The organism is Kitasatospora sp. NPDC059160 (genome assembly GCF_042755465.1).
Classification (GTDB): domain Bacteria; phylum Actinomycetota; class Actinomycetes; order Streptomycetales; family Streptomycetaceae; genus Kitasatospora.
Genome location: NZ_JBHZCN010000033.1, coordinates 11,816 through 34,903 on the forward strand (window position 1 = coordinate 11,816; position 23,088 = coordinate 34,903).

18 protein-coding genes and 1 pseudogene are annotated in these 23,088 nt (G+C 73.1%); 6 read left to right on the plus strand and 13 right to left on the minus strand.

What is annotated here, in order from left to right; translation table 11 throughout:
* Nucleotides 1–28 precede the first annotated feature (28 nt).
* The gene (locus tag ACFXOZ_RS16285) at nucleotides 29–1,939 is read left to right on the plus strand and encodes an NAD-binding protein (protein ID WP_380590912.1); all 1,911 of its coding nucleotides are present in this window, start codon (nucleotides 29–31) and stop codon (nucleotides 1,937–1,939) included.
* 142 nt (nucleotides 1,940–2,081) lie between these two features.
* Here ACFXOZ_RS16285 and ACFXOZ_RS16290 read toward each other — a convergent pair whose 3' ends face one another.
* The 5 genes and pseudogenes from ACFXOZ_RS16290 to ACFXOZ_RS16310 form a co-directional block, all read right to left on the minus strand.
* Nucleotides 2,082–2,873, minus strand: coding sequence for an enoyl-CoA hydratase (locus ACFXOZ_RS16290; protein ID WP_380590915.1), 792 nt, complete (start codon nucleotides 2,871–2,873; stop codon nucleotides 2,082–2,084).
* Nucleotides 2,874–3,015: 142 nt separating this feature from the next.
* Nucleotides 3,016–5,669, minus strand: a pseudogene (locus ACFXOZ_RS16295) (pyruvate dehydrogenase (acetyl-transferring), homodimeric type).
* 207 nt (nucleotides 5,670–5,876) lie between these two features.
* On the minus strand, nucleotides 5,877–6,554 hold the full coding sequence (locus tag ACFXOZ_RS16300) for a GntR family transcriptional regulator (protein WP_375890726.1): 678 nt from the start codon (nucleotides 6,552–6,554) through the stop codon (nucleotides 5,877–5,879).
* Nucleotides 6,555–6,657: 103 nt separating this feature from the next.
* On the minus strand, nucleotides 6,658–7,782 hold the full coding sequence (locus ACFXOZ_RS16305) for an enoyl-CoA hydratase/isomerase family protein (protein WP_380590918.1): 1,125 nt from the start codon (nucleotides 7,780–7,782) through the stop codon (nucleotides 6,658–6,660).
* A 189-nt stretch (nucleotides 7,783–7,971) separates the two neighbouring features.
* A complete protein-coding gene (locus ACFXOZ_RS16310; protein WP_380520872.1) occupies nucleotides 7,972–8,616 on the minus strand; it encodes a TetR/AcrR family transcriptional regulator in 645 nt (214 codons plus the stop codon).
* A gap of 95 nt (nucleotides 8,617–8,711) precedes the next feature.
* On the opposite strand from ACFXOZ_RS16310, the gene ACFXOZ_RS16315 reads away from it, so the two are divergent.
* A complete protein-coding gene (locus tag ACFXOZ_RS16315; protein ID WP_380590921.1) occupies nucleotides 8,712–9,485 on the plus strand; it encodes an SDR family oxidoreductase in 774 nt (257 codons plus the stop codon).
* Between the two features lie 143 nt (nucleotides 9,486–9,628).
* Here the strand turns inward: ACFXOZ_RS16315 and fahA are convergent, their stop codons facing one another.
* The 5 genes from fahA to ACFXOZ_RS16340 form a co-directional block, all read right to left on the minus strand.
* A complete protein-coding gene (gene fahA, locus ACFXOZ_RS16320) occupies nucleotides 9,629–10,849 on the minus strand; it encodes a fumarylacetoacetase (RefSeq protein WP_380590923.1) in 1,221 nt (406 codons plus the stop codon).
* Nucleotides 10,846–11,715: a hypothetical protein gene (locus ACFXOZ_RS16325; protein ID WP_380590926.1), complete on the minus strand. Its 870-nt coding sequence runs from the start codon at nucleotides 11,713–11,715 to the stop codon at nucleotides 10,846–10,848. The genes fahA and ACFXOZ_RS16325 overlap by 4 nt, the downstream gene beginning before the upstream one ends.
* Nucleotides 11,712–12,914, minus strand: a complete 1,203-nt coding sequence (locus tag ACFXOZ_RS16330; RefSeq protein WP_380520880.1) for a homogentisate 1,2-dioxygenase — start codon at nucleotides 12,912–12,914, stop codon at nucleotides 11,712–11,714. Before ACFXOZ_RS16330 ends, ACFXOZ_RS16325 begins: the two co-directional genes overlap by 4 nt.
* 66 nt (nucleotides 12,915–12,980) lie before the next feature.
* A complete protein-coding gene (gene hppD / locus ACFXOZ_RS16335; RefSeq protein ID WP_380590929.1) occupies nucleotides 12,981–14,195 on the minus strand; it encodes a 4-hydroxyphenylpyruvate dioxygenase in 1,215 nt (404 codons plus the stop codon).
* A gap of 269 nt (nucleotides 14,196–14,464) precedes the next feature.
* On the minus strand, nucleotides 14,465–15,886 hold the full coding sequence (locus tag ACFXOZ_RS16340; RefSeq protein ID WP_380590932.1) for a phosphoribosyltransferase family protein: 1,422 nt from the start codon (nucleotides 15,884–15,886) through the stop codon (nucleotides 14,465–14,467).
* 348 nt (nucleotides 15,887–16,234) lie between these two features.
* On the opposite strand from ACFXOZ_RS16340, the gene ACFXOZ_RS16345 reads away from it, so the two are divergent.
* From ACFXOZ_RS16345 to ACFXOZ_RS16355, 3 genes are read left to right on the plus strand one after another with little or no spacing between them, the layout of a single operon-like run.
* Nucleotides 16,235–16,666, plus strand: coding sequence for a hypothetical protein (locus ACFXOZ_RS16345; protein WP_380590935.1), 432 nt, complete (start codon nucleotides 16,235–16,237; stop codon nucleotides 16,664–16,666).
* Nucleotides 16,663–17,073, plus strand: coding sequence for a hypothetical protein (locus tag ACFXOZ_RS16350; RefSeq protein ID WP_380590938.1), 411 nt, complete (start codon nucleotides 16,663–16,665; stop codon nucleotides 17,071–17,073). The genes ACFXOZ_RS16345 and ACFXOZ_RS16350 overlap by 4 nt, the downstream gene beginning before the upstream one ends.
* A 26-nt stretch (nucleotides 17,074–17,099) precedes the next feature.
* The gene (locus tag ACFXOZ_RS16355) at nucleotides 17,100–17,783 is read left to right on the plus strand and encodes a hypothetical protein (protein WP_380590941.1); all 684 of its coding nucleotides are present in this window, start codon (nucleotides 17,100–17,102) and stop codon (nucleotides 17,781–17,783) included.
* 26 nt (nucleotides 17,784–17,809) lie between these two features.
* On the opposite strand, the gene ACFXOZ_RS16360 is transcribed toward ACFXOZ_RS16355, so the two are convergent.
* Together ACFXOZ_RS16360 and ACFXOZ_RS16365 are read right to left on the minus strand one after the other, a co-directional pair.
* Nucleotides 17,810–18,034, minus strand: a complete 225-nt coding sequence (locus tag ACFXOZ_RS16360) for a hypothetical protein (RefSeq protein WP_380590943.1) — start codon at nucleotides 18,032–18,034, stop codon at nucleotides 17,810–17,812.
* A 178-nt stretch (nucleotides 18,035–18,212) separates the two neighbouring features.
* Complete coding sequence (locus ACFXOZ_RS16365) at nucleotides 18,213–20,312, minus strand: ATP-binding protein (RefSeq protein WP_380590945.1); 2,100 nt, start codon at nucleotides 20,310–20,312, stop codon at nucleotides 18,213–18,215.
* A gap of 229 nt (nucleotides 20,313–20,541) precedes the next feature.
* Between ACFXOZ_RS16365 and ACFXOZ_RS16370 the strand changes: the two genes are divergently transcribed.
* Nucleotides 20,542–21,237 (plus strand): response regulator, encoded by a 696-nt coding sequence (locus ACFXOZ_RS16370; protein WP_375890700.1) that lies wholly within the window; start codon nucleotides 20,542–20,544, stop codon nucleotides 21,235–21,237.
* 110 nt (nucleotides 21,238–21,347) lie between these two features.
* Here the strand turns inward: ACFXOZ_RS16370 and ACFXOZ_RS16375 are convergent, their stop codons facing one another.
* Entirely contained in the window at nucleotides 21,348–23,048 is a 1,701-nt protein-coding gene (locus ACFXOZ_RS16375) for an acyl-CoA dehydrogenase family protein (protein WP_380590948.1), read from the minus strand.
* Nucleotides 23,049–23,088: the final 40 nt, after the last annotated feature.

A 23,088-nucleotide genomic window follows, 5' to 3' on the forward strand; every position in this document is an offset into this window, starting at 1 on the left:
TCACCTGCCGTCGATACCATCCGTCGGTATGACTTCTGAAGGGTGGGGGACCCCTCCGGTCGAGCCGATCAGCCAGCACTACATCGTGTGCGGGGGCAATGCCCTGGCGCACCGGCTGGTCCTGGAACTCGTCGAGCACTACGAAGTCCCGGTCGTCGTCCTGGTCACCGACCGCACCCGGGACCACGCACCGCGGATCGAAGAGATCACCGGCGTCGCCGCCGTCGTCGAATACCCGAACATCACCGAGGAGGCACTGCGCGCGGTCTCCGTCGACACCGCCCGCGGCCTGGCCCTGGTCGAGGGGAGCGACCAGGAGAACATCCACGCCGCGCTCAGCGCCCAGGGCCACAACCCGAACATCCGGATCGTCTTCCGGATGTTCAACCAGCGCCTCGGCGAGAACATCGAACGGCTGCTCAGGAACGGCGCCGCGCTCTCCGGCTCCGCCACCGCCGCCCCGGCCTTCGCCGCGGCGGCGCTCGGCCGGCCCAACTCGGTCGAGATCGGCGGCCGTTACCTGCACATCGCGTTCGACGACGCCATCACCCCGGACCGGATCTGCGTGGTCGCCGACCAGATCGACCGGCAGGACCTCAGCAGGATCCGCCTGCTGCCGGAACAGGAGGGCGACTCGGCCGAGTTCGTCCGGCTCGCCTCCGAGTTCGGCGGCGACGGGCCGGTCCGGCCCGGCGGGGTCCGCCGCGAGGCGGCGCAGGGGCCTGAGCCCGAGCCGGTGCCCGAGCCTGTGCCGGGGCCTGGCCTTGAGTCGGAGCCCGAGCCGGAGCCCGAGCCGGGGCCTGGCCTTGAGCCTCAGCCCGAGCCCGAGGAGTCGCCGGGTGGGATCGCCGCCCTCCAGGCGCTGCGGATGGAGCCCGGGGAGCCGATCACCTGGGCGCGGCGGCTGCGCTGGCGGGTGCTCGACACCATGCGCTTCTTCACCAGCGCCCGGATGCGGCTGGTGCTGCTCACCGCGCTCGCCGCCGTGCTGCTGGCGTTCAGCGTGCTCTGGTACCTCAGCCGGGACTTCGGCTGGACGGTCTACATCTCCCTGCTCGACCTGGCCGGCGCCGCCCAGCCCGACCAGCAGGTCGACATCGCCGCCGGGACGGGTACGGGCGGGGCCTGGCAGCGGGTCGCCCAGGTGGTGATCACCCTCTGCGGGATCACCTTCGCACCGGTCGCCACCGCCATCGTCGTCGAGGTGCTCGGCTCCGGACGGCGCGGACTTCCGCGCAACCCGAGCGCCGGCACCCGGGACCACGTGATCGTCGTCGGGCTCGGCAACGTCGGCACCCGGGTCGCGACCCAGCTGCACGAGATGGGGGTGCCGGTGGTCTGCATGGAGCGCGACCCGCAGGCCCGCGGCATCGCCGCCGCCCGGGCGCTCGGCATCCCGGTCGTCCTGGGCGACGGGCCGTTCGAGGAGCAGCTGCGCCGGGCCCGGTTGAAGCACAGCCGGGCGGTGGTCGCGGTCAGCGGGGACGACGCCACCAACCTGGAGGCGGCGTTGGAGGCGCGCCACGGCAATCCCGAGGTCCGGGTGGTGGTCCGGCTCTTCGACGACAACTTCGCCGGCCACTTCTACAAGACGCTGGACAACGCGGCCTCCCGTTCGGTCTCCTACCTGGCGGCGCCCGCCTTCGCCGCCGCGCTGATGGGCAGTGAGGTGCGCGGGACGCTCTCGGTCTTCCGGCACGCGCTGCTGATCGCCGAGCTGACGGTGGAGGACGGCAGCGGACTGATCGGCCTGAACCGGCACGACCTGGAGGACCCGGGCGGCGTCCGGGTCATCGCGGTCCGCTTCGCCCGCAGCAACCAGCTGCACTGGGGCTTCGCCGACCGCACCCGGCGACTGACCCCGGGCGACCGCATCGTGGTCGCCGCCACCCGCAGTGGGCTGGCGCGGCTGAACACGGTGCTGGTGGAGGAGGGCTGACGGCGAACAACTGACAACAAACAGATGACAGCGAACAGATTTCAGATGATGAAATCTGTTCGCTGTCATCTGTTGTCTGTTATCTGTTCGCCGCCACCCGCCACCGGTCACCCGTGGCCGGTCGTCGACCGCCTGTCGGTCGTCAGCGGTGCTCGAACTTCGGCGCCCGCTTCTCGGCGAAGGCGGCCATGCCCTCCTTCTGGTCCGCCGTGGCGAACACCGAGTGGAACAGCCGGCGTTCGAAGCGGACGCCCTCGGCGAGCGTCGTCTCGAAGGAGCGGTTGACGCTCTCCTTGAGCATGACCGCGGCCGGGCTGGACATCGCCGCGACGGTCTCGGCGGTGGCCAGCGCCTCGGTGAGCAGCTGGTCGGCCGGGACGATCCGGGCGACCAGGCCGGCCCGCTCGGCCTCCTCGGCGCCCATCATCCGGCCGGTGAGGCACAGGTCCATCGCCTTGGCCTTGCCGATGGCGCGGGTGAGGCGCTGCGAGCCGCCGATGCCCGGGAGGACGCCGAGCTTGATCTCCGGCTGCCCGAACTTCGCGGTGTCCGCAGCCAGCAGGATGTCGCACATCATCGCCAGCTCGCAGCCGCCGCCCAGCGCGAACCCGGCGACCGCCGCGACGACGGGCTTGCGCAGCGCGCCGAAGCGGTCCCACGGGCCCAGCCAGTCGTCGAGGTAGACGTCCGGGAACCGGTTGCCCTGCATCTCCTTGATGTCGGCGCCGGCCGCGAAGGCCTTCTCCGAGCCGGTGATCACCAGACAGCCGATCTCCGGGTCCCGGTCGAACGCGGTGGCCGCCGCCACGACCTCGTTCATCAGCTGGGTGTTCAGCGCGTTCAGCGCCTTCGGCCGGTTGAGCGTGATCAGCCCGACCCGGCCCTTGCGCTCGACCAGGATCGTCTCGTAGGTCTCGGTCCCGCTCTCGGTCATCGCCGCACTTCCCATCCGCTGCTCGGCCATTCCACTGCTCGCCGCCCTAGGGGCGCGCCCTGACCACCCAACGATCTACGACGCGCCCCGTCGCGCGCCAGTCCCGGCATGCGAGACGCCGGTCACCAGCGCGGCGGGGGGTTCAGAACCGGACGCCGTACCGTTCCGCGGCCTGCCGTACGGTCTCGGCCTTGACCCCGCCCCGGCGGGCCAGTGCGGCCAGCGCGGCGACCGTGACCGACTCGGCGTCCACCCCGAAGTGCCGCCGGGTGGCCGCCCGGCTGTCCGAGAGGCCGAAGCCGTCGGTGCCCAGGGAGGTCCAGTCCTGCTCGACCCAGGGGCGGATCTGGTCCGGCACCGCGCGCATCCAGTCGCTGACCGCCAGCACCGGGCCGGGTGCCCCGGCCAGCGCCCGGGTGACGTACGGGACGCGGTCCGCCGCGCCGGTGCCGGCCGCGGCCCGGGCCAGGTTGGCGGCGTCGCAGTCGAGCGCCTCCCGGCGCAGCTCGGTCCAGGACGGTGCGGACCAGACGTCGGCCGCCACGCCCCACTCCTCGCCGAGCAGCCGCTGTGCGGCGAGTGCCCAGTGCACGGCGGTGCCGGAGGCGAGGAGTTGGAGCGTCGGTGCGTCGGTGGGCAGGTGGTCGGCGTCGGCCGCGCGGTACCGGTAGAGCCCGCGCAGGATGCCGTCGACCACTCCCTCCCCGGCCACTCCGTTCGCGGCCGCCGGGCCGTCCGGGAGCGCGGGCTGGGGCAGTGGCTCGTTGTAGACGGTCAGGTAGTAGAACACGTCCTCGCCGTCCGGGTGTTGCTCGCTACGGCCGTACATCCGGCGCAGTCCCTCGCGGACGATCACGGCGACCTCGTAGCCGAAGGCCGGGTCGTAGGAGAGTGCGGCCGGGTTGGTGGAGGCGATCAACGGGGAGTGGCCGTCGGCGTGTTGCAGGCCTTCGCCGGTCATGGTGGTGCGCCCGGCGGTGGCGCCGATCAGGATTAGAACGGCACGACCGGCTCGCCGTGGGTGGCGTACGAGGTCGCGGCGGCGGTCAGCGAGGCCATCGAACCGGCCTCGGTGATGCCCTCGTTGAGGATCTGGCCGCTCACCGACTCCTTGTAGTGGAGGAGTTGGTCGCGGTCGACGGGGTCGTAGGTCTGGCCGAGCGGGGAGTAGATCCCGGCGGTCGGGAAAAGCGACTCCATGCCGAAGGTGCGCGCCTCGTCCGGGACGATCGGCACCCAGCGGTGGCCGGTGGCCCTGTCCCGGACGAGGTCCTTGACCAGCCGGACGAAGGCCATGGTGGTGGCGATCTCCTGCGTGCCGGAGCCCTTGAACAGTGTCTCGAAGGGCTTGGCGGGCAGTTCGGGCAGCGGGGTGAAGCGCACCCGGCGGGCCGGGGCGGGGCCCCCGAGCGCGGCGCGCCGTTCACGCAGGTAGCGGACCTCGGGCGAGTCCGGGCCCGGGTGCGCGTACGGGACCAGCTCGGCGTCCAGGGCGCTGTCGGGGATGGGGAGTTCGAGCAGGTCGCGCATGGCGCGGAACTGCGCCCCGGAGAGCTTCTTCATCTGGTGGTTGGCGTTGCGGGCCTCGAAGCCGGGGCCGAGGGTCCAGCCCTTGACGGTCTGCACCAGCACCACGGTGGGGGCGCCCCGGTGCTCCAGGGCGGCCCGGTAGGCGGCGTACACCTTGCGGGGCTCGTGGCCGCCGCGGGAGGTGGCGACGATCTCGGCGAGCCGTCGGTCCTCCAAGGAGTCGGCGAGGGCGCGCAGTCGGGGGTCGGCGTGGAAGAGGTGCGCGCGGATGTAGCGGGCGTCGGAGGCGGCGTAGGTCTGGAACTGCCCGTCCGGTACCTCGCCCAGCCGGCGGACCAGGGCGCCGCCGGTGTCGCGGGCCAGCAGCTCGTCCCAGGCCTCGCCCCACAGCGACTTGACCACGTTCCACCCGGCCGCGCGGAACTGGCGCTCCAGCTCCTGCACGATCTTCCCGTTGCCGCGGACCGGACCGTCCAGGCGCTGGAGGTTGCAGTTGACCACGAAGGTGAGGTTGTCCAGGCCCTCGCGTGCCGCCAGGGCGAGGGCGGCGGTGGACTCCGGCTCGTCCATCTCGCCGTCGCCGAGGAAGGCCCACACGTGCGAGCCGGAGGTGTCCTTGATCCCGCGCGCGGTCAAGTACCGGTTGAAACGGGCCTGGTGGATCGCGGAGAGCGGTCCGAGCCCCATCGAGACGGTGGGGAACTCCCAGAACCAGGGCAGTCGGCGCGGGTGCGGGTAGGAGGGCAGTCCGTCGCCGCCGGTCTCCTGGCGGAAGCGGTCCAGCTGGGCCTCCGTGAGCCGGCCCTCCAGGAAGGCGCGGGCGTACACGCCCGGGGTGGCGTGGCCCTGGACGTACAGCTGGTCGCCGGAGCCGTCGGCCTCCTTGCCCCGGAAGAAGTGCTGGAAGCCGACCTCGTACAGCCAGGCGGCCGAGGCGTAGGTGGCCATGTGCCCGCCGAGGCCGCCGCGGTGGTTGCCCCTGGTCACCATGGCGGCGGCGTTCCAGCGGTTCCAGGCGGTGATCCGCCGCTCCATCTCCTCGTCGCCGGGGAACTCGGGTTCGGCGGCGGTGGGGATGGTGTTGACGTACGGAGTGTCCAGGAGCGGGGGGACGTCGAGGCGGCGCAGTTGGGCGTGTTCGACGAGGCGGCGCAGCAGGTGGGCGGCGCGGTGGGGCCCGCCGAAGTCGCGGGCGGCGTCGAGCGAGTCGCGCCACTCCGCGAGCTCCTCGGGGTCCTGGTCGTGAAGCTGGTCGAGCTGGGACACGGGTGGTTCCCCTTTACCGGTTGCCTCAGGGCACTTATTCCGTGATGCGGAATAGTGTTTCTCCTAATGGAACTCACTGTGGACGGTAGGGACTGGCGGGACGGTGCGTCAACCGCTACCGGCGAGTGGTCTGCTCGATGATCGATCATCCCTGTACGAACAATGAGAGAGTGAGGAGATGCCGAGCGGGGGCGTCGAAGCCGGTGCTCAGTGGGAGCGGTCGGCGTACTCCAGGACGTGCTCCGCGAGCAGCCGCCCGACCTCCGGGTCCTGCCGCCGGAAGGCCTCGATCAGCGGGAGGTGGTCGGCGGCGTTCTCGTGCAGCTCGGGCCGGACCCGGTGCAGCGACAGCACCGTCCAGACCTCCACGCCCAGGCCCTCCCAGGTCCGCAGCAGCGTCCCGTTGCCCGAGGCGGCGACGATCTCGCGGTGGAAGGCCACCCCGTGCCGGGCCTGCCCGAGGGTGTCACCGGCCGCCGCGGCGCTCGCCATCCGTTCGGCGTGCCGCTCCAGTGCGGTGGTGTCACCGGCCAGCCGGACGACCGCGGCCTCGGCGGCCGGGCGTTCCAGTGCCGCCCGTACCAGGTAGACCTCGCGCAGTTCCGCCGGGCCGATCTCGCGCACCCGGACGCCCCGATTGGGCTCCGCGTCGAGCAGCCCGAGGGTCTGCAGCGAGCGCAGCGCCTCGCGCACCGGCGCCTGGCTGACGTTCAACTCGGCGGCCAGGCGCCGTTCGACGATCCGGTCACCGGGCTGCCAGCGACCGCCGAGCAGGCCCTCCAGCAGCAGCCCGCGCACCTGCTCGCCGAGCGGGACCCGGGACAGCGGGTCGGCGCCCCCGTCCGGCGTCGGCGTGGCCGCCCGCGTCGGCAGCGGATGGGTCATGGCGTTCTCCAGGCGTTCCGGGGAGCAGGTGTTCCGGCGGGGAAGGTGTTCCGGCGGGGTGGGCTTTCCGGCGGGGTGGGTGTTCCGGTGAGGGGCGGGCGGGTCAGGCGAGGCCCAACTCGTCGCCCTCGCGCGGGGCGAGGAAGCTCGCGACCTCGGCCTCCGTCACCTCGGCGAGCGTGCGCGGCGACCACTGCGGATCGCGGTCCTTGTCGATCACCTGGGCGCGGATGCCCTCGGCGAGGTCCGGCCGGTCGAGCGCGGCGCAGGAGATGCGGTACTCCTGGTCGAGCGCGGCCTCCAGCGAGGGCAGCGTACGGGCGCGGCGCAGTGCGGCCAGGGTGACCTTGACGGCGGTGGGGGAGTTTCCGAGCAGCAGCTCGGCGGCCTCCTTCGCCTCCGGCACGCCGGAGTCGAGCAGGAGCCGGACGATCTCCTCGACGGTGTCGGCCGCGTAGCAGGCGTCGATCCACTCCTGCTGAGCGGCCAATCCGGCGGGGCCGGTGGTCCCAGTGGTCCCGGTGGCTTCGCCGGCTCCGGTGGTTCCGGCGGTCGGCGCGGGCTCGGCGTGGGCGGCGACGGTCGCGGCCGGATCGGCGCCACCGGCGAGGGCGTCGAGCAGCTCGGGCAGGCGGGAGGACGGGACGAAGTGGTCCGCGAAACCGCACAGCAGCGCGTCGGCGGGGCCGATCGAGGCCGAGGTGAGCCCGAGGTGGGTGCCGAACTCGCCCGGGGCACGGGCGAGCAGGAGGCTGCCGCCGACGTCCGGGGTGAGCCCGATCCGGGTCTCGGGCATCGCGATCACGGAGCGCTCGGTGACGATCCGCACCGCGGCGTGGGCGGACAGGCCGATGCCGCCGCCCATGGTGATGCCGTCCATGACCGCGACGAAGGGCTTCGGGTAGCGGGCGATCAGCGCGTTCACCCGGTACTCGTCGCGGAAGAAGGCGCGGGTGCCGGCCCCGCCGGCCGTGACGTCGGCGTGCATCGCGCGCAGGTCCGCCCCCGCGCACAGGCCGCGCTCGCCGGCGCCGGTCAGGACGACGGCGCGCACCCGGTCGTCGGCGGCCCAGTCGTCCAGCGTCGCCCGGATGGCGGTGATCATGCCGTGGGTCAGGGAGTTGAGGGCCCGCGGACGGTTGAGCACGATCCGCCCGAGGCCGCCGTCGCCGTCCAGGACGGCCTGGACCTCCTGGACCGCTGCCGTCTCTGCCGCCCCTGCGCTCATCGGAACCGCTCCCGTCCCCTCGGTGATCTGGCCTGCCGCGGTCCACCGTACCGGGGCGGTGGGGCCGTTGTGATCACGAGGCCGCCCGGGCCTGCGGCCCCCCGGGTGGGGCGGCAGGGGCGGCCGGGGTGACGGTTGTGGCCGAGGTCGTGGCGGGCGCTCGTGGCGGGCGGCCGCGGCAGGTGGTGGCTACGGCCAGGCGCGCAGGGCGAGTTCGGCGACTCGGCCGAGCTCCTCGGCGGTGGCGCCGTCGCGGGCCTGCTGGGACATCCCCTGGATGACCGTGGCGAGATACCCGGCCAGCGCCTTCGGGTCGGTCCCGGGCGGCAGTTCGCCGTCCTGCCGGGCGGCGAGCAGCCGGTCCTCGAAGACCTGCCGGTTCCGGTTGCGCAGGTCGCGCAGGAGGGTCTGGACTCCGGCGTCCTGCGGGGTGACGTTGGTGGCGGCGCTGATCACCAGGCAGCCGGCGGGGTGGGACGGGTCCGGGTAGATCGCGGCGGCCTCGCGCAGGATCCGGGCGAAGGCGGCCCGGGCGCCGGTCTCCTCGGCCAGCGCGACGCCGACGAACGCGCCGACCGGGGAGTGCCCGTACCGGCGGACGACCTCCTCGAAGAGCGAGCGCTTGTCGCCGAAGGCGGCGTAGAGGCTGCCGGGGCGGATGCCCATGGCGGTGGTCAGGTCGGTGACGGAGGTGGCCTCGTAGCCGCGTTCCCAGAACAGCCGGGTCGCGGCGGACAGGGCCTCGTCCCGGTCGAAGGCGGGTGGCCGTCCGCGTCGGGGGCGGGGGGCCGGGCCGGCCGCCGGTGCGCTGTCGGGTGTCGCTGCCTCGGTCATGGATCGAATTTTAGAGCAGTCGCTCAAGAAGTGTGTGCTAGGTTCCTTTTTGAGTGATCGCTCAAGAAATGTGGACGCAGCAGGAGGGCTCGGTCATGGGTGCGTACGGACTCGAGGGCAAGGTGGCGCTGGTCACCGGCGGCAGCAGGGGGATCGGCCGGGCGATCGCCCGCCGGCTCGGACGGGACGGTGCCGTCGTCGCCGTCGGCTACGCCCGGGACGACGCGGCGGCACGGGAGGTGGTCGACGGGATCCGGGCCGACGGCGGGCGGGCCTTCGCGCTGCGCGCCGAACTGGGGCGGCACGGGGACGCGGCCGCGCTCTGGGCGGCCTTCGATGCGGAGGTCGGGGCGCACGCGCCCGGCGGCGGGGTCGACATCATCGTCAACAACGCCGGGATCGGACGCAGTTCGGACCTCGCGACACTGACCGAGGAGGGCTTCGACGAGGTGTTCGCGGTGAACGTCCGGGCGCCGTTCTTCGTGGTGCGGCACGGGCTGGAGCGGATGCGGGACGGCGGCCGGATCATCAACGTCTCCAGCGGGGCCGCCCGGCTGGCGATGCCGGAGATCATCGCCTACGGCGCGACCAAGGGCGCGCTCGACACCTTCACGCTCAACCTGGCCAAGCAGCTGGGCCCGCGCGGGATCACGGCGAACTCGGTCGCGCCCGGCGTGGTGGACACCGACGTCAACGCGGGTTGGCTGCGCGGCAACCCGCAGGCGGAGGCGCACGCGGCCTCGCTCGCCGCGCTCGGCCGGGTCGGGCAGCCGGAGGACATCGCGGACATCGTCGCCTTCCTGGCCTCGGACGATGCGCGCTGGGTCACCGGGCGGGTCGTCGACGCCACGGGCGGCGCCGGGCTGTAGGCGGGGGCGGGCACAGGCGGGGCGGGGGTGGGGCGGGCGAACAACGAACAGCTGACAGATTTCAGATGATGAAATCTGTCAGCTGTTGTCCGTCGTCTGTTATCTGTTACTTGTCATCTGTCAGCCGTCGAGCCGCCGAGCCGTCAGCCCCGCACCCGCCCAGAGACCTCGCCGAAGCCGACCGGCACGCCGTCCGGCCCCGGGGCCGTCGCCGTGATGACGACCTCGTCGCCGTCCTCCAGGAAGGTCCGGGTGGTGCCGTCCGGCAGCTTGAGCGGCTCCTCGCCGTTCCAGGTCAGCTCGATCAGCGCGCCGCGGGTGTCCCGCTCCGGCCCGCTGACCGTCCCCGAGGCGAACAGGTCGCCGGTGCGCAGCGAGGCGCCGTTGACGGTCATGTGGGTCAGCTGCTGCTGCGCCGTCCAGTACATGGAGGCGAACGGCGGCCGCGACACCAGGTGCCCGTTCAGCCGGACCTCCATGGCCAGGTCCAGGCCCCACGGCTCGCCGCCGCGGTCGTCCAGGTACGCCAGCGGCTCGACGTCGCGCTCCGGCGGCGTGACCCGGGCGTGCTGGAGGGCGTCCAGTGGCACGATCCACGGCGAGATCGAGGTCGCGAAGGACTTGCCCAGGAAGGGGCCGAGCGGCACGTACTCCCAGGCCTGGATGTCGCGCGCCGACCAGTCGTTGAGCAGGCAGACGCCGAAGACGTGCTCGCGGAAGTCGTCCAGCACGACCGGTCGGCCCAGCTCGGACGGCGTGCCGACGACGAAGCCGACCTCGGCCTCGATGTCCAGCCGCCGGGTCGGCCCGAAGCTCGGCGCGGTGTCGGCGGGCGCCTTGCGCTGCCCGTGCGGGCGCACCACCGGCGTGCCGGAGACCACGACCGTGCCCGCTCGCCCGTGGTAACCGATGGGCAGGTGCTTCCAGTTGGGCGTGAGCGGCTCCGAGCCCGGGCGGAAGATCCGGCCCAGGTTGGTGGCGTGGTGCTCGGAGGCGTAGAAGTCGACGTAGTCCGCGACCTCGAACGGCAGGTGCAGTTCGACCTCGTCGGCCGGCAGCAGCGCCGGCGGCAGCGCCTCCCGGAACGTCTCGTCGGTGAGCCAGGTGGTGAGGTCGGCGCGCACCTGCGTCCACGCCGAACGACCGGCCGCCATCAGCGGGTTGAGCGAGTCCGCGTCCAGCAGGACGGACGGCGCCCCGGCCGCTCGGGCGGCGGCCCCGGCGTCCAGCACGAAGTCCCCGACGCGCACGCCGATCCGGCGCCGCCCGGGCCGGTCGGCCGCGGTGAAGACGCCGTACGGCAGGTTGTGCACGCCGAACGGCGAGTCCTGGGCGCTGGCCAGCCAGCTGCGGGGGGTGCTCAACGGTCCTCCTGGAGGAGTGGACTGGGCGACAGCAGGCCGAGCGCGGCCAGGTCGTCCAGGGGTTCGGCGACGCTGCAGGTGCCGAACGCGGTGAACGAGTTGCGGATCACCGTAACCTGGTGCCCGGTGAGGGCGTGGACGGCCTTGGCCAGTACCTCGCCGTCGCGTTCGGCCAGGACCGCGGCGGCTGCCGCGCGGTCGGTCTCCTGGGCGGCCAGCAGCACGTTGAGGAAGCCGTGGTGCTCGAAGCCGGTCACCGGGTCGGTGTGCCGGACGGCGTTGTGCAGTCCGGCCGTGCACTTGTACGGCAGGCCGCGCTGCGCGCAGCCGGTGAGGAAGGCGGCCAGTTCGTCCTCGTCCGGGAAGGCCGCCGCGACGACCCCGCCGGTGCGGAACTTCGCCCGGTAGGCGCTGTCGACCAGGGCGTCCAGGGTCTCCTCCAGGCCGTCCCCGCGCAGGAGTTCGCGCGGCAGCTCGACGGCGGCCGGCACGTCCGGCGGCAGCAGCCGGTCCAGTTCGGCCACGGCCTCCCGCACGTCCCGGGTGGCGAGTTCGACGCCCGCGAGCTCGAACGGTGCGGCGGCGGTGAGCGCCGGCCCGAGCTCGGCGCTGCCCCCCGGCAGCACGAGCCCGACCCTGAGCGGCCCGGTGCCCGCCACCGCCGTGGCCAGTTCGCCCAACCGGCCCGCCCCGCACAGGAACGGGCCGACCGCGTCGGCGTACCAGGCCGTGCGGTGGACGCGGTGCGCGGGCACCGCCTCGACGACCGGCAGGTTCCCCGGGGGGAACACCGCCGCGTCGTCGAAGAGGCCGCGGAACAGCTCCGGGACCGGCGAAGCCTGTGCCGGCGAGCCGTCGGCGCTCATCGCGCGGGCCCCCGACCCGCCCAGGTCCAGGCGTAGTTGGCGTCCTCGCTCGCCCGCCCGCCCTCGCCGAGCTCCAGCGGGCGGAAGGTGTCCACCATGACGGCCAGTTCGTCGAAGAACTCCGCGCCGATGCTGCGCTCGTAGGCGCCCGGCTGCGGCCCGTGGGTGTGCCCGCCCGGGTGCAGCGAGATCGAGCCCTGGGCGATGCCGGAGCCCTTGCGGGCCGCGTAGTCGCCGCCGCAGTAGAACATCACCTCGTCGCTGTCCACGTTGGCGTGGTAGTAGGGCACCGGGATCGACAGCGGGTGGTAGTCCACCTTGCGGGGAACGAAGTTGCAGATCACGAAGTTGTTGCCCTCGAACACCTGGTGGGCCGGCGGCGGCTGGTGGATCCGCCCGGTGATCGGCTCGAAGTCCCGGATGTTGAAGGCGTACGGGTACAGGCAGCCGTCCCAGCCGACCACGTCGAAGGGGTGGTGCGGCACGGTGTAGCGGGTGCCCGCGACCCCGTTCGGGCCGCGGTGCTTGACCAGCACGTCGACGTCGCCGTCGGCGTCGACCACCAGCGGCCCGACCGGCCCGCGGAAGTCCCGCTCGCAGTACGGCGCGTGCTCCAGCAGCTGCCCGTACTTGGAGAGGTAGCGCTTGACCGGGGTGATGTGGCTGTTGGCCTCGATGCAGTAGGCGCGCAGCGGTTCGTCCCCGGTCGGCACCCAGCGGTGGGTGGTGGCGCGCGGGATGATCACGTAGTCGCCCTGGCCGACCTCGATCGAGCCGAAGACCGTCTCGACCGTGCCCGCGCCGGACTCCACGTACACGCACTCGTCGCCGAGCCCGTTGCGGTACAGCTCGCTCGGGGCCCCGGCGGCGACGTACGAGATCCGCACGTCGCCGTTGCCGAGGACGAGCCGGCGGCTTCCGACGACGTCCGCGGACTTCCACTCCTGGTCCGCGAACAGCTCGTGCAGCTTGAGGTGGCGGGGGAGCAGGGGATGGTTGGGCACCGTGGACTGGTCGGGCAGCTCCCACGGCACCGCGTCGACCACCGCCGAGGGGATGCCCCGGTGGTAGAGCAGCGAGGAGTCGGAGGAGAAGCCCTCCTCGCCCATCAACTCCTCGTAGTACAGCCCGCCTTCGGGTGTGCGGTGCTGGGTGTGCCGCTTGGGCGGGATGCTGCCCAGCTGCCGGTAGTACGCCATCTCCGTGCTCCTCCTCGACGCCTCGAACGTCCGTCAGGGCCGCCGTCAATCAGGGTAGGCCGACGCTCACAGGTTGCCGCGACGGTCCTGCTCGCGCTCGATGGACTCGAACAGCGCCTTGAAGTTGCCCTTGCCGAAGCCCAGCGAACCGTGCCGCTCGATGAACTCGTAGAAGACGGTCGGACGGTCGCCGATCGGCTTGGTGAAGATCTGCAGCAGGTAGCCGTCCTCGTCGCGGTCGACCAGGATGCCGCGCTTCTTCAACTCCTCGATCGGCACCCGCACCTTGCCGATGCGCTCCCGCAGTTCCGGGTCGTCGTAGTAGGCGTCCGGGGTGTTGAGGAACTCGACGCCGCGCGAGCGCAGCACGTCGACGGTGGTGAGGATGTCGTTGGTGGCGAGTGCCATGTGCTGGCAGCCGGGGCCGGTGTAGAACTCCAGGTACTCGTCGATCTGGGACTTCTTCTTGGCGATGGCCGGCTCGTTGAGCGGGAACTTCACCCGGTGGTTGCCGCTGGCGACGACCTTGGACATCAGGGCGGAGTACTCGGTGGCGATGTCGTCGCCGACGAACTCGGCCATGTTCACGAAGCCCATGACCCGGTTGTAGAACTGGACCCACTCGTCCATCCGGCCCAGCTCGACGTTGCCGACGGCGTGGTCGAGGGCCTGGAACAGGCGCTTGGGCGAGCCCTCCGGGTGGGTGACGCCGCTCTTGGCGACGACGTAGCCCGGCAGGTAGGGGCCGTTGTAGCGGGAGCGGTCGATCAGAGTGTGGCGGGTCTCGCCGTAGGTGGCGATGGCCGCGCGGCGCACGGTGCCGTTCTCGTCCGAGACGTCGTTCGGCTCCTCCAGGACGGTGGCGCCGCTGGCCCGGGCGTGCTCGATGCACTTGTCGACGTCCGGGACCTCCAGGGCGAGGTCGACCACGCCGTCGCCGTGCCGGCGGTGGTGGTCCAGCAGCGCGCTGTCCGGCTGGACGCCGCCCTTGATCACGAAGCGGCAGGAGCCGGAGCGCAGCACGTAGGCCTTGCGGTCGCGGCGGCCGGTCTCCGGGCCGGAGTAGGCGACCAGCTCCATGCCGAACACGACCTGGTAGAACTGGGCCGTCTGGGTGGCGTTGCCGACCACGAAGACGACCGCGTCCTGGGCGGTGACCGGGAACGGGTCGGAGGCCTGGTCGTGCTCGACGAGGCCGACGAGGCGGCGCAGCTGGTCGGCGTCGAGGCCGGCCTCGCGCTCCTCGGGGGTCAGCTCAAGGGCGTGGGACTGCGGGGTCATCGCTCGTTCCTCCAGTCAGGGCCTCGGCGTTGAGGCTTCCGGGGGTGTTCGGGGGCCTTGCGGCCCGCCGGGTCGGATCGCGTGGATCGCGGCCGCACGGCGACGGGTGGGCGGTGCGGTTGCGGAGAGCTTGCTCCTGTCGTGGGGGTTGGGCAACAGGTCGGTTTTTCACTGCTCAATGTGTACAAGCTGGCCAGGAAATCCCGGCTTCGGCTGCGCAAAATGCGCTGCCTCCGGGCGGTCGCCGCCCGAATTCTGTGCAGCCGCACCTACCGGTCCACGGGGCCGGGCCCGTCGGCGGGCGGGAGGTGGCGCAGGAACCAGTCCCCGGCCAGCTCAGCGGCCTGGTCGAGGGTGCCGGGCTCCTCGAACAGATGGCTCGCGCGCGGCACCACCACCAGCTCGCCCACGCCGCCCAGCCGGGCCAGGGCCCGCCGGTTGAGGTCCAGCACGGCGGTGTCCAGCGCGCCGACCACGAGCAGCGTCGGCGCGTCCACCCGGGCCAGCACGTCCGGCCCGGCGAGGTCCGGCCGCCCGCCCCGGGAGACCACGGCACCTACCGCGGGGCCCAGTTCGGCGGCCGTGTACAGCGCGGCGGCCGCGCCGGTGCTGGCGCCGAACAGCCCCAGCGGCAGCCCACGAGCCCCCTCGGTGCGCCCCAGCTCCTCGGCCACGGCGGTCAGCCGCGAACCGAGCAGGGCGACGTCGAACACCTTGCGCCGGTCCGGCTCCTCGGCCTCGGTGAGCAGGTCGAACAGCAGGGTGCCCAGCCCGCGGCGGTTCAGGTGCCGGGCGACGTGCCGGTTGCGCGGACTGCGCCGGCCGCTGCCGCTGCCGTGCGCGAAGACCACTGCCGCGCGGGCCCCGGCCGGCACGGTCAGCCGGCCGGTCAGCCGGACCCCGGCTACGGCCAGCGGCAGCTCGCGGTCGATGCCGTCCCCGCCGGGCGGCTCCTCGTCGGGCGGCTCCTCGTCGGGCGGCTCATCGTCGTGCGGTTGGCGGTCGTGCGGTTCGCCGTTGGGTGGCTCCCCGTCGGGCGGTCCGCGTCGGGCCTCGGCCAGCAGCCGCAGCACCTCCTCGTCGCCGGTCTGCGTGAAGTCGGCGTAGAACTCGCCGATCGCGAAGAACGGCGACGGCGTGTCGACGCAGACCAGCTCGTCGGCGACCTCGGACAGCCGCTCCGTCCAGTCCCGCGGCGCCACCGGGACGGCCAGCACCACCCGCGCCGCCCCGCGCGCCCGGACGATCCGGCAGGCGGCCCGGGCGGTCGAGCCGGTGGCGACGCCGTCGTCCACCACGACCACCGTGCGCCCGCGCAGGTCCGCCGCCGGGCGGTCGCCCCGGTAGCGCAGCGCCCGGCGCTCCAACTCGGCGCGCTCGCGCCGCTCCACCTGCGCCAGCTGCCCGTCACCCACCCCGGCGAGCCGGATGACCTGCTCGTTCAGCACCCGGACGCCGTCCTCGCCGATCGCCCCCATGCCCAGCTCGGGCTGGTACGGCACGCCCAGCTTGCGGATCACGCAGATGTCCAGCGGCGCACCGAGCGCCGCCGCCACCTCGGCCGCCACCGGTACGCCGCCCCGGGGCAGGGCGACCACCACGGTGCCGGGGCCGGCGAGGTGGCCGAGCCGGCCGGCCAGGCGGCGGCCGGCCTCTGCGCGGTCGGTGAAGGGGGTTCCGGTGACGTGCATTCCACGGCCTCCGGGTTCCACCGTACGCCGGTCCGGTACACCGGTCCCGGGCGTCGCTGCGGGGGGTTCGGTGGGCTGTCCGGCGGCCGCCTGCTGGGGGCCGTACGGGGGGCGTGCGGGGCCCGGTGGGACAGGGGGCGGGACCGGGGTGGGACCGGGGCGGCCACGGGCCCGGGACCGCGACGGGCACCGCCCGGGACTTCGCGCGTACGGGCCCGGGACGGTACGGCCGCGCGGCCGGGAACGGGACGGGACGACACCCCCGTGCGACCGGGACGGCGGGCGGCGGAACGTGGTGCGCAGAGGCGGTCCGCAGAGCCCGCCCAGAGCACCGAAGGAGCGTCCGAGATGCCGGGCACCGTCATCACCGACCTGCGCCGCCGCGGCTGCGCCGTCGACCCCGGAGGCCTGCTCGCGGGACCGCTGCGCGCCGTCGGCCTGCAGTGGCTCGAACCGGGACGGAGCGCCGAGGTGACCGCCGAGGGCGTCGAGCACGCGCTGTACGTCACCGCGGGCTCCGGCCTCGCCGCCCTGCCGGAGGACGTCGTGCACCCCGACCACCCCGAGCGCGCCGACACCGGCCTGCCGCTGGTCGAGGGCACCGCCGTCGTGCTCCCGCTCGGCGCGCGGACCGTCCTGACCGCCGGAACGGCCGGACTGGAGTACTTCCACGCCGTCCTGGCCGTCCCCCCGTCCGCGGAGCCGGCTGCCGAACCCTCCCCCGAAGTACCCGAAGGACTCGAAGAACCCGAAGTACCCGAAGAAGGTGACCAGAGGTGATCGTCACCACCGACACCGGCTCCGCCATGGTCCTGCTCGGCCCGAACGGGGAGCGGGTCCGGATCCGCTCACTGGCCCGTCGCGCCATGCTCGCCAGCGCCTGCGAGGCCTTCGACCACCTGCGGCTGAGCCCGGGCGCCCATCACGTCCTGCCCGGGCGGCCCGACGCCGAGACGGTACTGCACGTCCTGCGTGGCGCCGCCGTCATCGGGCAACTCGCCGACCAGCCGGACCATTTGGCCTCGGACGGCGACCTGCTGCTGGCCCGCAGGGGCCGCACCCTGCGGATCGAGGCCGGCCCGCTCGGCGCGGAACTGCTCTGCCTCACCCTGGCCGTGCCCCGCCACCGCGCCGGCACCCGGGCTTCCCTCGCCCGCCGTCGCGCCGAACGCCGCGACCGGCCCTGACCTTCACCGTTCTCCGGGAGCCACTTGTGATCCTCGTCCCCGCTGCCGTCCCGCGCACCGCGCCCGTCTTCCAGCGGCTGATCGACCCCGGGCACCGTCCGGCCGTCCGTGCCGCGCTGACCGTCGAGACCCTGCCGCCCGGCGTCCTGGTCGAGCAACTTCCTTGCGAACCGGTCGAGTCGGTCACCGTGGTGCTGGCCGGACGGCTGTCCGCGGGCGGCCGGATCCTGTCCCCGGGCGAGGCGCTGCACCACCCGCCCGGCAGCAGTCACCGGCTCACCGCCGTGCGCGGCGCACCGACCGCCGTGCTCACCGTCCGGCCGGTCCGGTCCGCAGCCGACATCCCCGTCCAGCGCGGCGGTTCGCGAGCCCTCGGGCCCGTCCGGTCCGCCCGGCGGATCGCCGTCGACACCGTGCTGCTCGCCCCCGGCGGGCAGCGCGGGCCGTACGCCGTGGCCGCGGTGGACACGTTCCTGGTGCTGCTCTCCGGCGCCGACGCCCGCCTCGCTCTCGACGACCGTGAAGTGCCCTTGTTCCCAGGTGACTTGGTCTACCTCCGGGCCGGTGAGCGGTACGTCCTGCGGGCCGGTGCGGGTGAGCCGGTGGCCGCCGTGCGTGGCCGGGTCGGCGCGGTTCTGGGACCTGAACAGGACCTCGAACCCATGCGAACGGGGCAGGCCCGTCCGCACAGTGGTGGGCAGAGCGATTGATCGATCGGATCGGCCGCTCGGAAGAATCAGGAGTACCGCCTCATGTCCACGAACACCGTGACTGCCTCGACGACTGCGACCATGATGATCTGTACGGCTGGAGTGCTGGCGGGCGTGATCGCGGCAGCCCTGGCACTGCGCAAGGTCTGTTCCGGCTCCGCCTCGGAGTCGATCGGGCGTTCCGGGTCGAAGTCCGGCACGGTCACGCCGAAGGATTGCCCGTTCGGATGCGGGCCCGGCCAGTAGCTCACCCCGGCCGCCCCCTCTTCCGACTGACAGATGACAACGAACAGCTGACAGATTTCAACATCTGTCAGCTGTTCGTTGTCATCTGTCAGCTGTTATCCGTCGGCTCTCGCCCGCTGCCGGCTGCCCGCTGCCCGCCGCCCGCTCGCACCGCCACCCCCGGGCCCGCTAGTGCTGAGCCCGCTACCGGTTGGCCGCCGCCGAGCGCGGCAGCACCGCCAGTACCTGCGTGCCGTGCTGCTGGGGCAGCGGTCCGACGGTGCAGCGGCCGCCGATCTCCGCGGCCCGGTCCGCCATCGACCGCAGGCCGACCCCGCCGCCGGGCGGTTCGTCGACGGTCTCGGTCTCCCGGTACCCGACCCCGTCGTCCTGCACGGTCAGCGTCAGCGCCTCGTCGTCCACCCGGAGCGCCACCCGCACGGTCCGGGCCCGGGCGTGCCGCAGCACGTTGTTGAGCGCCTCCGCGCTGATGCGGTAGGCCGCGACCTCCACCGCCGCCGCCAGCTCCGGCAGCGGCTCCGGCGAGACCTCGACCGTCACGGTCAGCCCGGCCCCGCTGAAGTTGTCCGCCAGCTGCCGGACCGCCCGGGCCAGTCCGAGTTCGCCCAGCGGCGCCGGCCCGAGCCGGTCGGTGATCCGGCGGACCTCCTGGATCGCCATCCCCAGGCCCTCGGAGACCGTGTGCAGCGGGTCCGCGAGCCCGCCGTCCGCCGTCGAGGCCGCGTTGTCCACCCGCAGTCGCAGGCCGGCCAGGGCCGGTCCGAGCCCGTCGTGGATGTCCCGCCGCAGCCACCGTCGTTCCTCCTCCCGGGCGGCGATGATCTGCTCCCGGCTGGCCAGCAGGTCCTCCTGGAGCTGCAGCGAGGCGACGGCGGGCGAGGCCTGGTCGGCGAGCGAGCGCAGGATGTCGACGTCGGTCGCCGCCAGCCGCTCCTCGCCCGTCCGCAGCCCGACGGTCAACTCGCCGATCGGCAGCCCGTTGTGGACGAGCGCGAAGCCCTGGCTGCGGCCGTTCAGCCGCCCGGCGGTGGCCAGCGTGCGCCGTCCGGCCCGGGTGGTGACGGCCAGGGTGACGCCGGGCAGTTTGAGTTCCTCGGCGACCGTCGCGCACAGCGCCGCCGGCAGCTGCTCCGGGTCGACGACCTGCCGCACCCGCCCCGCGAGCGTGCGCAGCACCTGGTACGGCTGCGCGCGTTCGCCGTAGTACAGCCGGTCCACCACGGCCACGGCTCGTCGTGCCGCCTTCGGCAGGGTGGCGCCGAGCGCGTACACCAGGGCGATCAGCAGCAGGGCGGGCCCACCGCGCCCCGGTAGCAGCGAGTTGGACAGTGCGGCGGCGGCCACCACGAACAGTCCGGTGACGCCGGTGCCCAGCAACAGGCCGATCAGGACGCTGCGGGCCGCCCGGTCGAGCCGCCAGCCGTGGTCCCGGATCACCAGGAAGCCGATCGCGACGGCCCAGACCGCCCCCGCCGCGGTGAACAGCCAGTAGCTGAGCCAGTAGTGGTCGGCCCGGTTGCGCATGTAGAAGTCCTGCAGCGCGACCCAGAGCACGTACGCCCCGAGCATGCCCGCCACCCGCAGCCGGTGCCGACGGGTCTCGGCCGCGTCGCGCCCCGGGACGGCGGCCGGCCGCAGCAGCCGGGACAGCAGGACCAGCGTGACGAACCCGAGCACGCACTCGCTGATCAGCAGGTCGTGGCCGCCCAGTCCGTCGACCACTCTCACAGCGAGGTGCGCCGGCGGGCTGTCGGCCAGCGGATTGGTCCGCCCGTAGGTCGTCGGGTCGGCGAGGCCCTGGGCCACCTCGGCGCTCACCCACACGCCGACGGCCCCGATGAACCACCACCATCGCCGCGTCGTCAGCCGTCCGCTCGGCAGCCAGAGCGGCAGCGCGTAGATGAGCGTCGTCCTGACCGCGCTGAGCACCGTGTCGAAGGCCAGCACGGCGCCGGCGATGCCCGGGTCGCGGACCTCGACCCAGAGCGGTGCGGCCGCCACCCGGGGGAGGATGTTGGTGAGCGCGTAGACGAGCATCACCCAGCCGAGCGGGCTGCCCGGGCGGTGCGCGTGGAGCAGCATGCCGGCCCCGGCGGTCGGCAGGGCGTAGACCAGGATGGCGAGTTCGTCGCGGGGGTGGGAGACGCCCGGTTCGCCGAGGTGGACGAGCACGTAGCAGATCCACACCGTCGCCGAGACGAAGCAGAGCGCGGTGACGACCGCGGCGGCGGTCAGTTGCCGCTCGGCCCGGGTGCGGCGCGGGGGAGAGGAGACCGTGATCATGGCACCACCTCGGTTCTCGACAGCGGGTGTTCCGCCGGCCGCGTCGTGGTCCGCCGGCGCCTCGTCCCCAGGGTGTCCGGTCCCAGTCTGCTCGGCCCGGTGTCCCGGTCGCCTGAGGCAGCGGTCACGCATTCCGGGCGGGACGGCGGTGGGCGCCACCCCCGCCGTGCGGACGACCTCCGGGCATGTCACGGAGAGTCACGTGATCGCCGCTGCTAGTGTCGGCCGGGTGGATGAACACCAGCTGGTCGCACCCTCCGGCCCGGCGGGCGGGGCGGCACCCGTTCGGGTACTGATCGTCGACGATCACCCCCTCTTCCGCGAGGGGCTCAAGGCGGCGCTGGAGAGTGCCGAGGGCGTCACCGTGGTGGCCGAGGCCGAGCGGGTCGCCGATGTCCCGGACGCGGTCGCCCGACACAGCCCGAACGTGGTGATCATGGACCTCTCCCTGCCCGACGGCTCCGGGCTGGAGGCCGTCCGCCGGCTCTCCGGCCAGGAGCAGTCCCCGCCGGTGCTGATGCTGACCATGTCGGACGACGACGGCAACCTGCTCGCCGCGCTCCAGGCGGGCGCCCGCGGCTACCTGGTCAAGGGCGCGGGGCGCGAGGAGGTGCTGCACGCCGTCCGGACGGTCGCCGCGGGCGGCGCGGTGTTCGGCGGCGAGGTCGCCGGGCGGATCACGGCGCTGCTGGCCGGGGCGAAGATGCGCGAGGCCGGGCAGCTCTTCCCCGACCTCACCGCCCGCGAGGCCGAGGTGCTGGACCTGGTCGCGCGCGGCCACGACAACCGGCGGATCGCCCGGGAGCTCGTGGTCGCGGAGAAGACCGTCCGCAACCACGTCACCCACATCTTCGAGAAACTGCACGTCGCGACCCGCGCGGAGGCCGTCGCCCGGGCCCGCGACATGGGCCTCGGCGACGGCTGAACCCGCCCCCGACGGGGGAGCTCCGCAGCCGTCCGGGGGTGCCGGTCCGCCGACCGGCACCCCCGGAGTCGTCCTGGTCCCACCGGACCTACGACTGCGTCACCACTGCGTCACGGCTGCATCTCGTACGCGCCCGAGAGCGCTTCGACCCGCGCCCACACCTTCGCGGCGCGCTCGGCGTCCGCCACCGGGCGGCGCACGTTGGCCAGCGCCCAGGCGGCCTGCTCCTCGGTGGCGGAGGCCTTGCCGTGCAGCTCGGTCGCGTGCGCGGAGAAGTCGCGGACCAGCGCGTCGAACACCTGGTCCAGGACATCGGCGTCGAGGCCGGTCAGCTCGGCCTGCTCCAGCACCAGCTGGCCGTAGACGATCAGCGCGAACAGCTGGCCGATCTCCAGCAGGAAGTCCAGGTCGGCCTGCTGCTCCTTGCTCGGCGCGTGCTTGAGCAGCAACTCGCAGAAGCCGTCGGCCTGCTCGCGGAAACGGGCGACGTTCGGCAGCTGGGCGTGCCGGTCGTAGGCGGCGCGCCAGTCGTGGAAGCGGATCGCGCCGAGGCCGCGGGCCGGGCCCTGGTGGAACAGGAAGGCGTCGTCGGCGGCGTCCAGCCGGGTCGGCACCGGCGGGTACTCGGCGGGCGCGAACAGGTAGTTGCCCATGAACTTGAGGATCAGCGCCAGGTTGACGTGGACCGTGCCCTCCAGCTTCGGCAGGCCGCGGATGTCCTTGGCGGCCTTGTCGAAGTAGGTGTCCGCCTCGAAGCCCTTGGCCGCGATGACGTCCCACATCAGGTTGATGACCTTCTCGCCCTCGGTGGTGACCTTCATCTTGGTCATCGGGTTGAAGAGCAGGTAGCGGCGGTCCTCGGCGGAGGCCGTGCGGAAGTAGTCGACGGCCCGCGCGCTGAACAGCTTCATCGCCACCAGACGGGCGTACGCGTCGGTCAACTCCCGCCGCACGTGCGGGAAGTCGGTGACCTTGCGGCCGTACAGCACCCGGTTGTGGGCGTGCGTGACGGCCTCGTACATCGCGTGCTCGCAGATGCCGACCGAGGCGGTGCAGAGGTTGAACTTGCCGACGTTGACGGTGTTCAGCGCGGCGTCGAAGGCGGCCTGCCCGGTGTGCAGCACGTCCTCGGCCCGGACCGGGTAGTCCTCCAGACGGAACTCGCTGACGTACATCTGGGCGTTCACGACGTTCTTGACCAGGTGGTACGCGTCGTGGCGGCTGTCGGCGGCGAAGAAGACGTAGCCCTCGGGGCCCTCGACGTCCGAGCGGCGGCCGAACACCGAGACCAGGCCGGCCACGTTGCCGTTGCCGATGTAGTACTTGGGGCCGGTCGCGGTGAAGCCGCCCTCGCCGTCCGGGGTGAGGATCATGTCGGTGGAGTAGATGTCGGCGCCGTGGGAGCGCTCGGACAGGCCGAAGGCCATCACGTGGCCCTCGGCGAGGAGCTTGGCGGCGCGGGCCCGGACGGCCTCGTTCTCGCTCTGCCAGACCGGGCCGAGGCCCAGGATGGTGACCTGCCAGGTGTACCAGTAGCCGAGGCCGTAGAAGCCGAGGATCTCGTTCAGCTCGGCGATCCGCGCGGTGTCCCAGCGCTTGTCGGCGTCGGCCGCGGACGGGGTCAGGAACTCCGCGAACAGGCCCTCCCTGGCGGCGAATTCGAGGAAGTCGCCGTACCAGGCGCGGTCGATGTAGGTGTCGATGAGCGCCTTCTTGCCGCGGGACTCGAACCAGTCGACGGTCGCGCGCAGCAGTCGGCGGGTCGGCTCGTCGAACTGCGCGGGGTCGTAGGTGCGCGGGTTGAAGAGCATCGGGGGCTCCCAGGGGGTCGAGGGTGTGAGGACTCGGCGG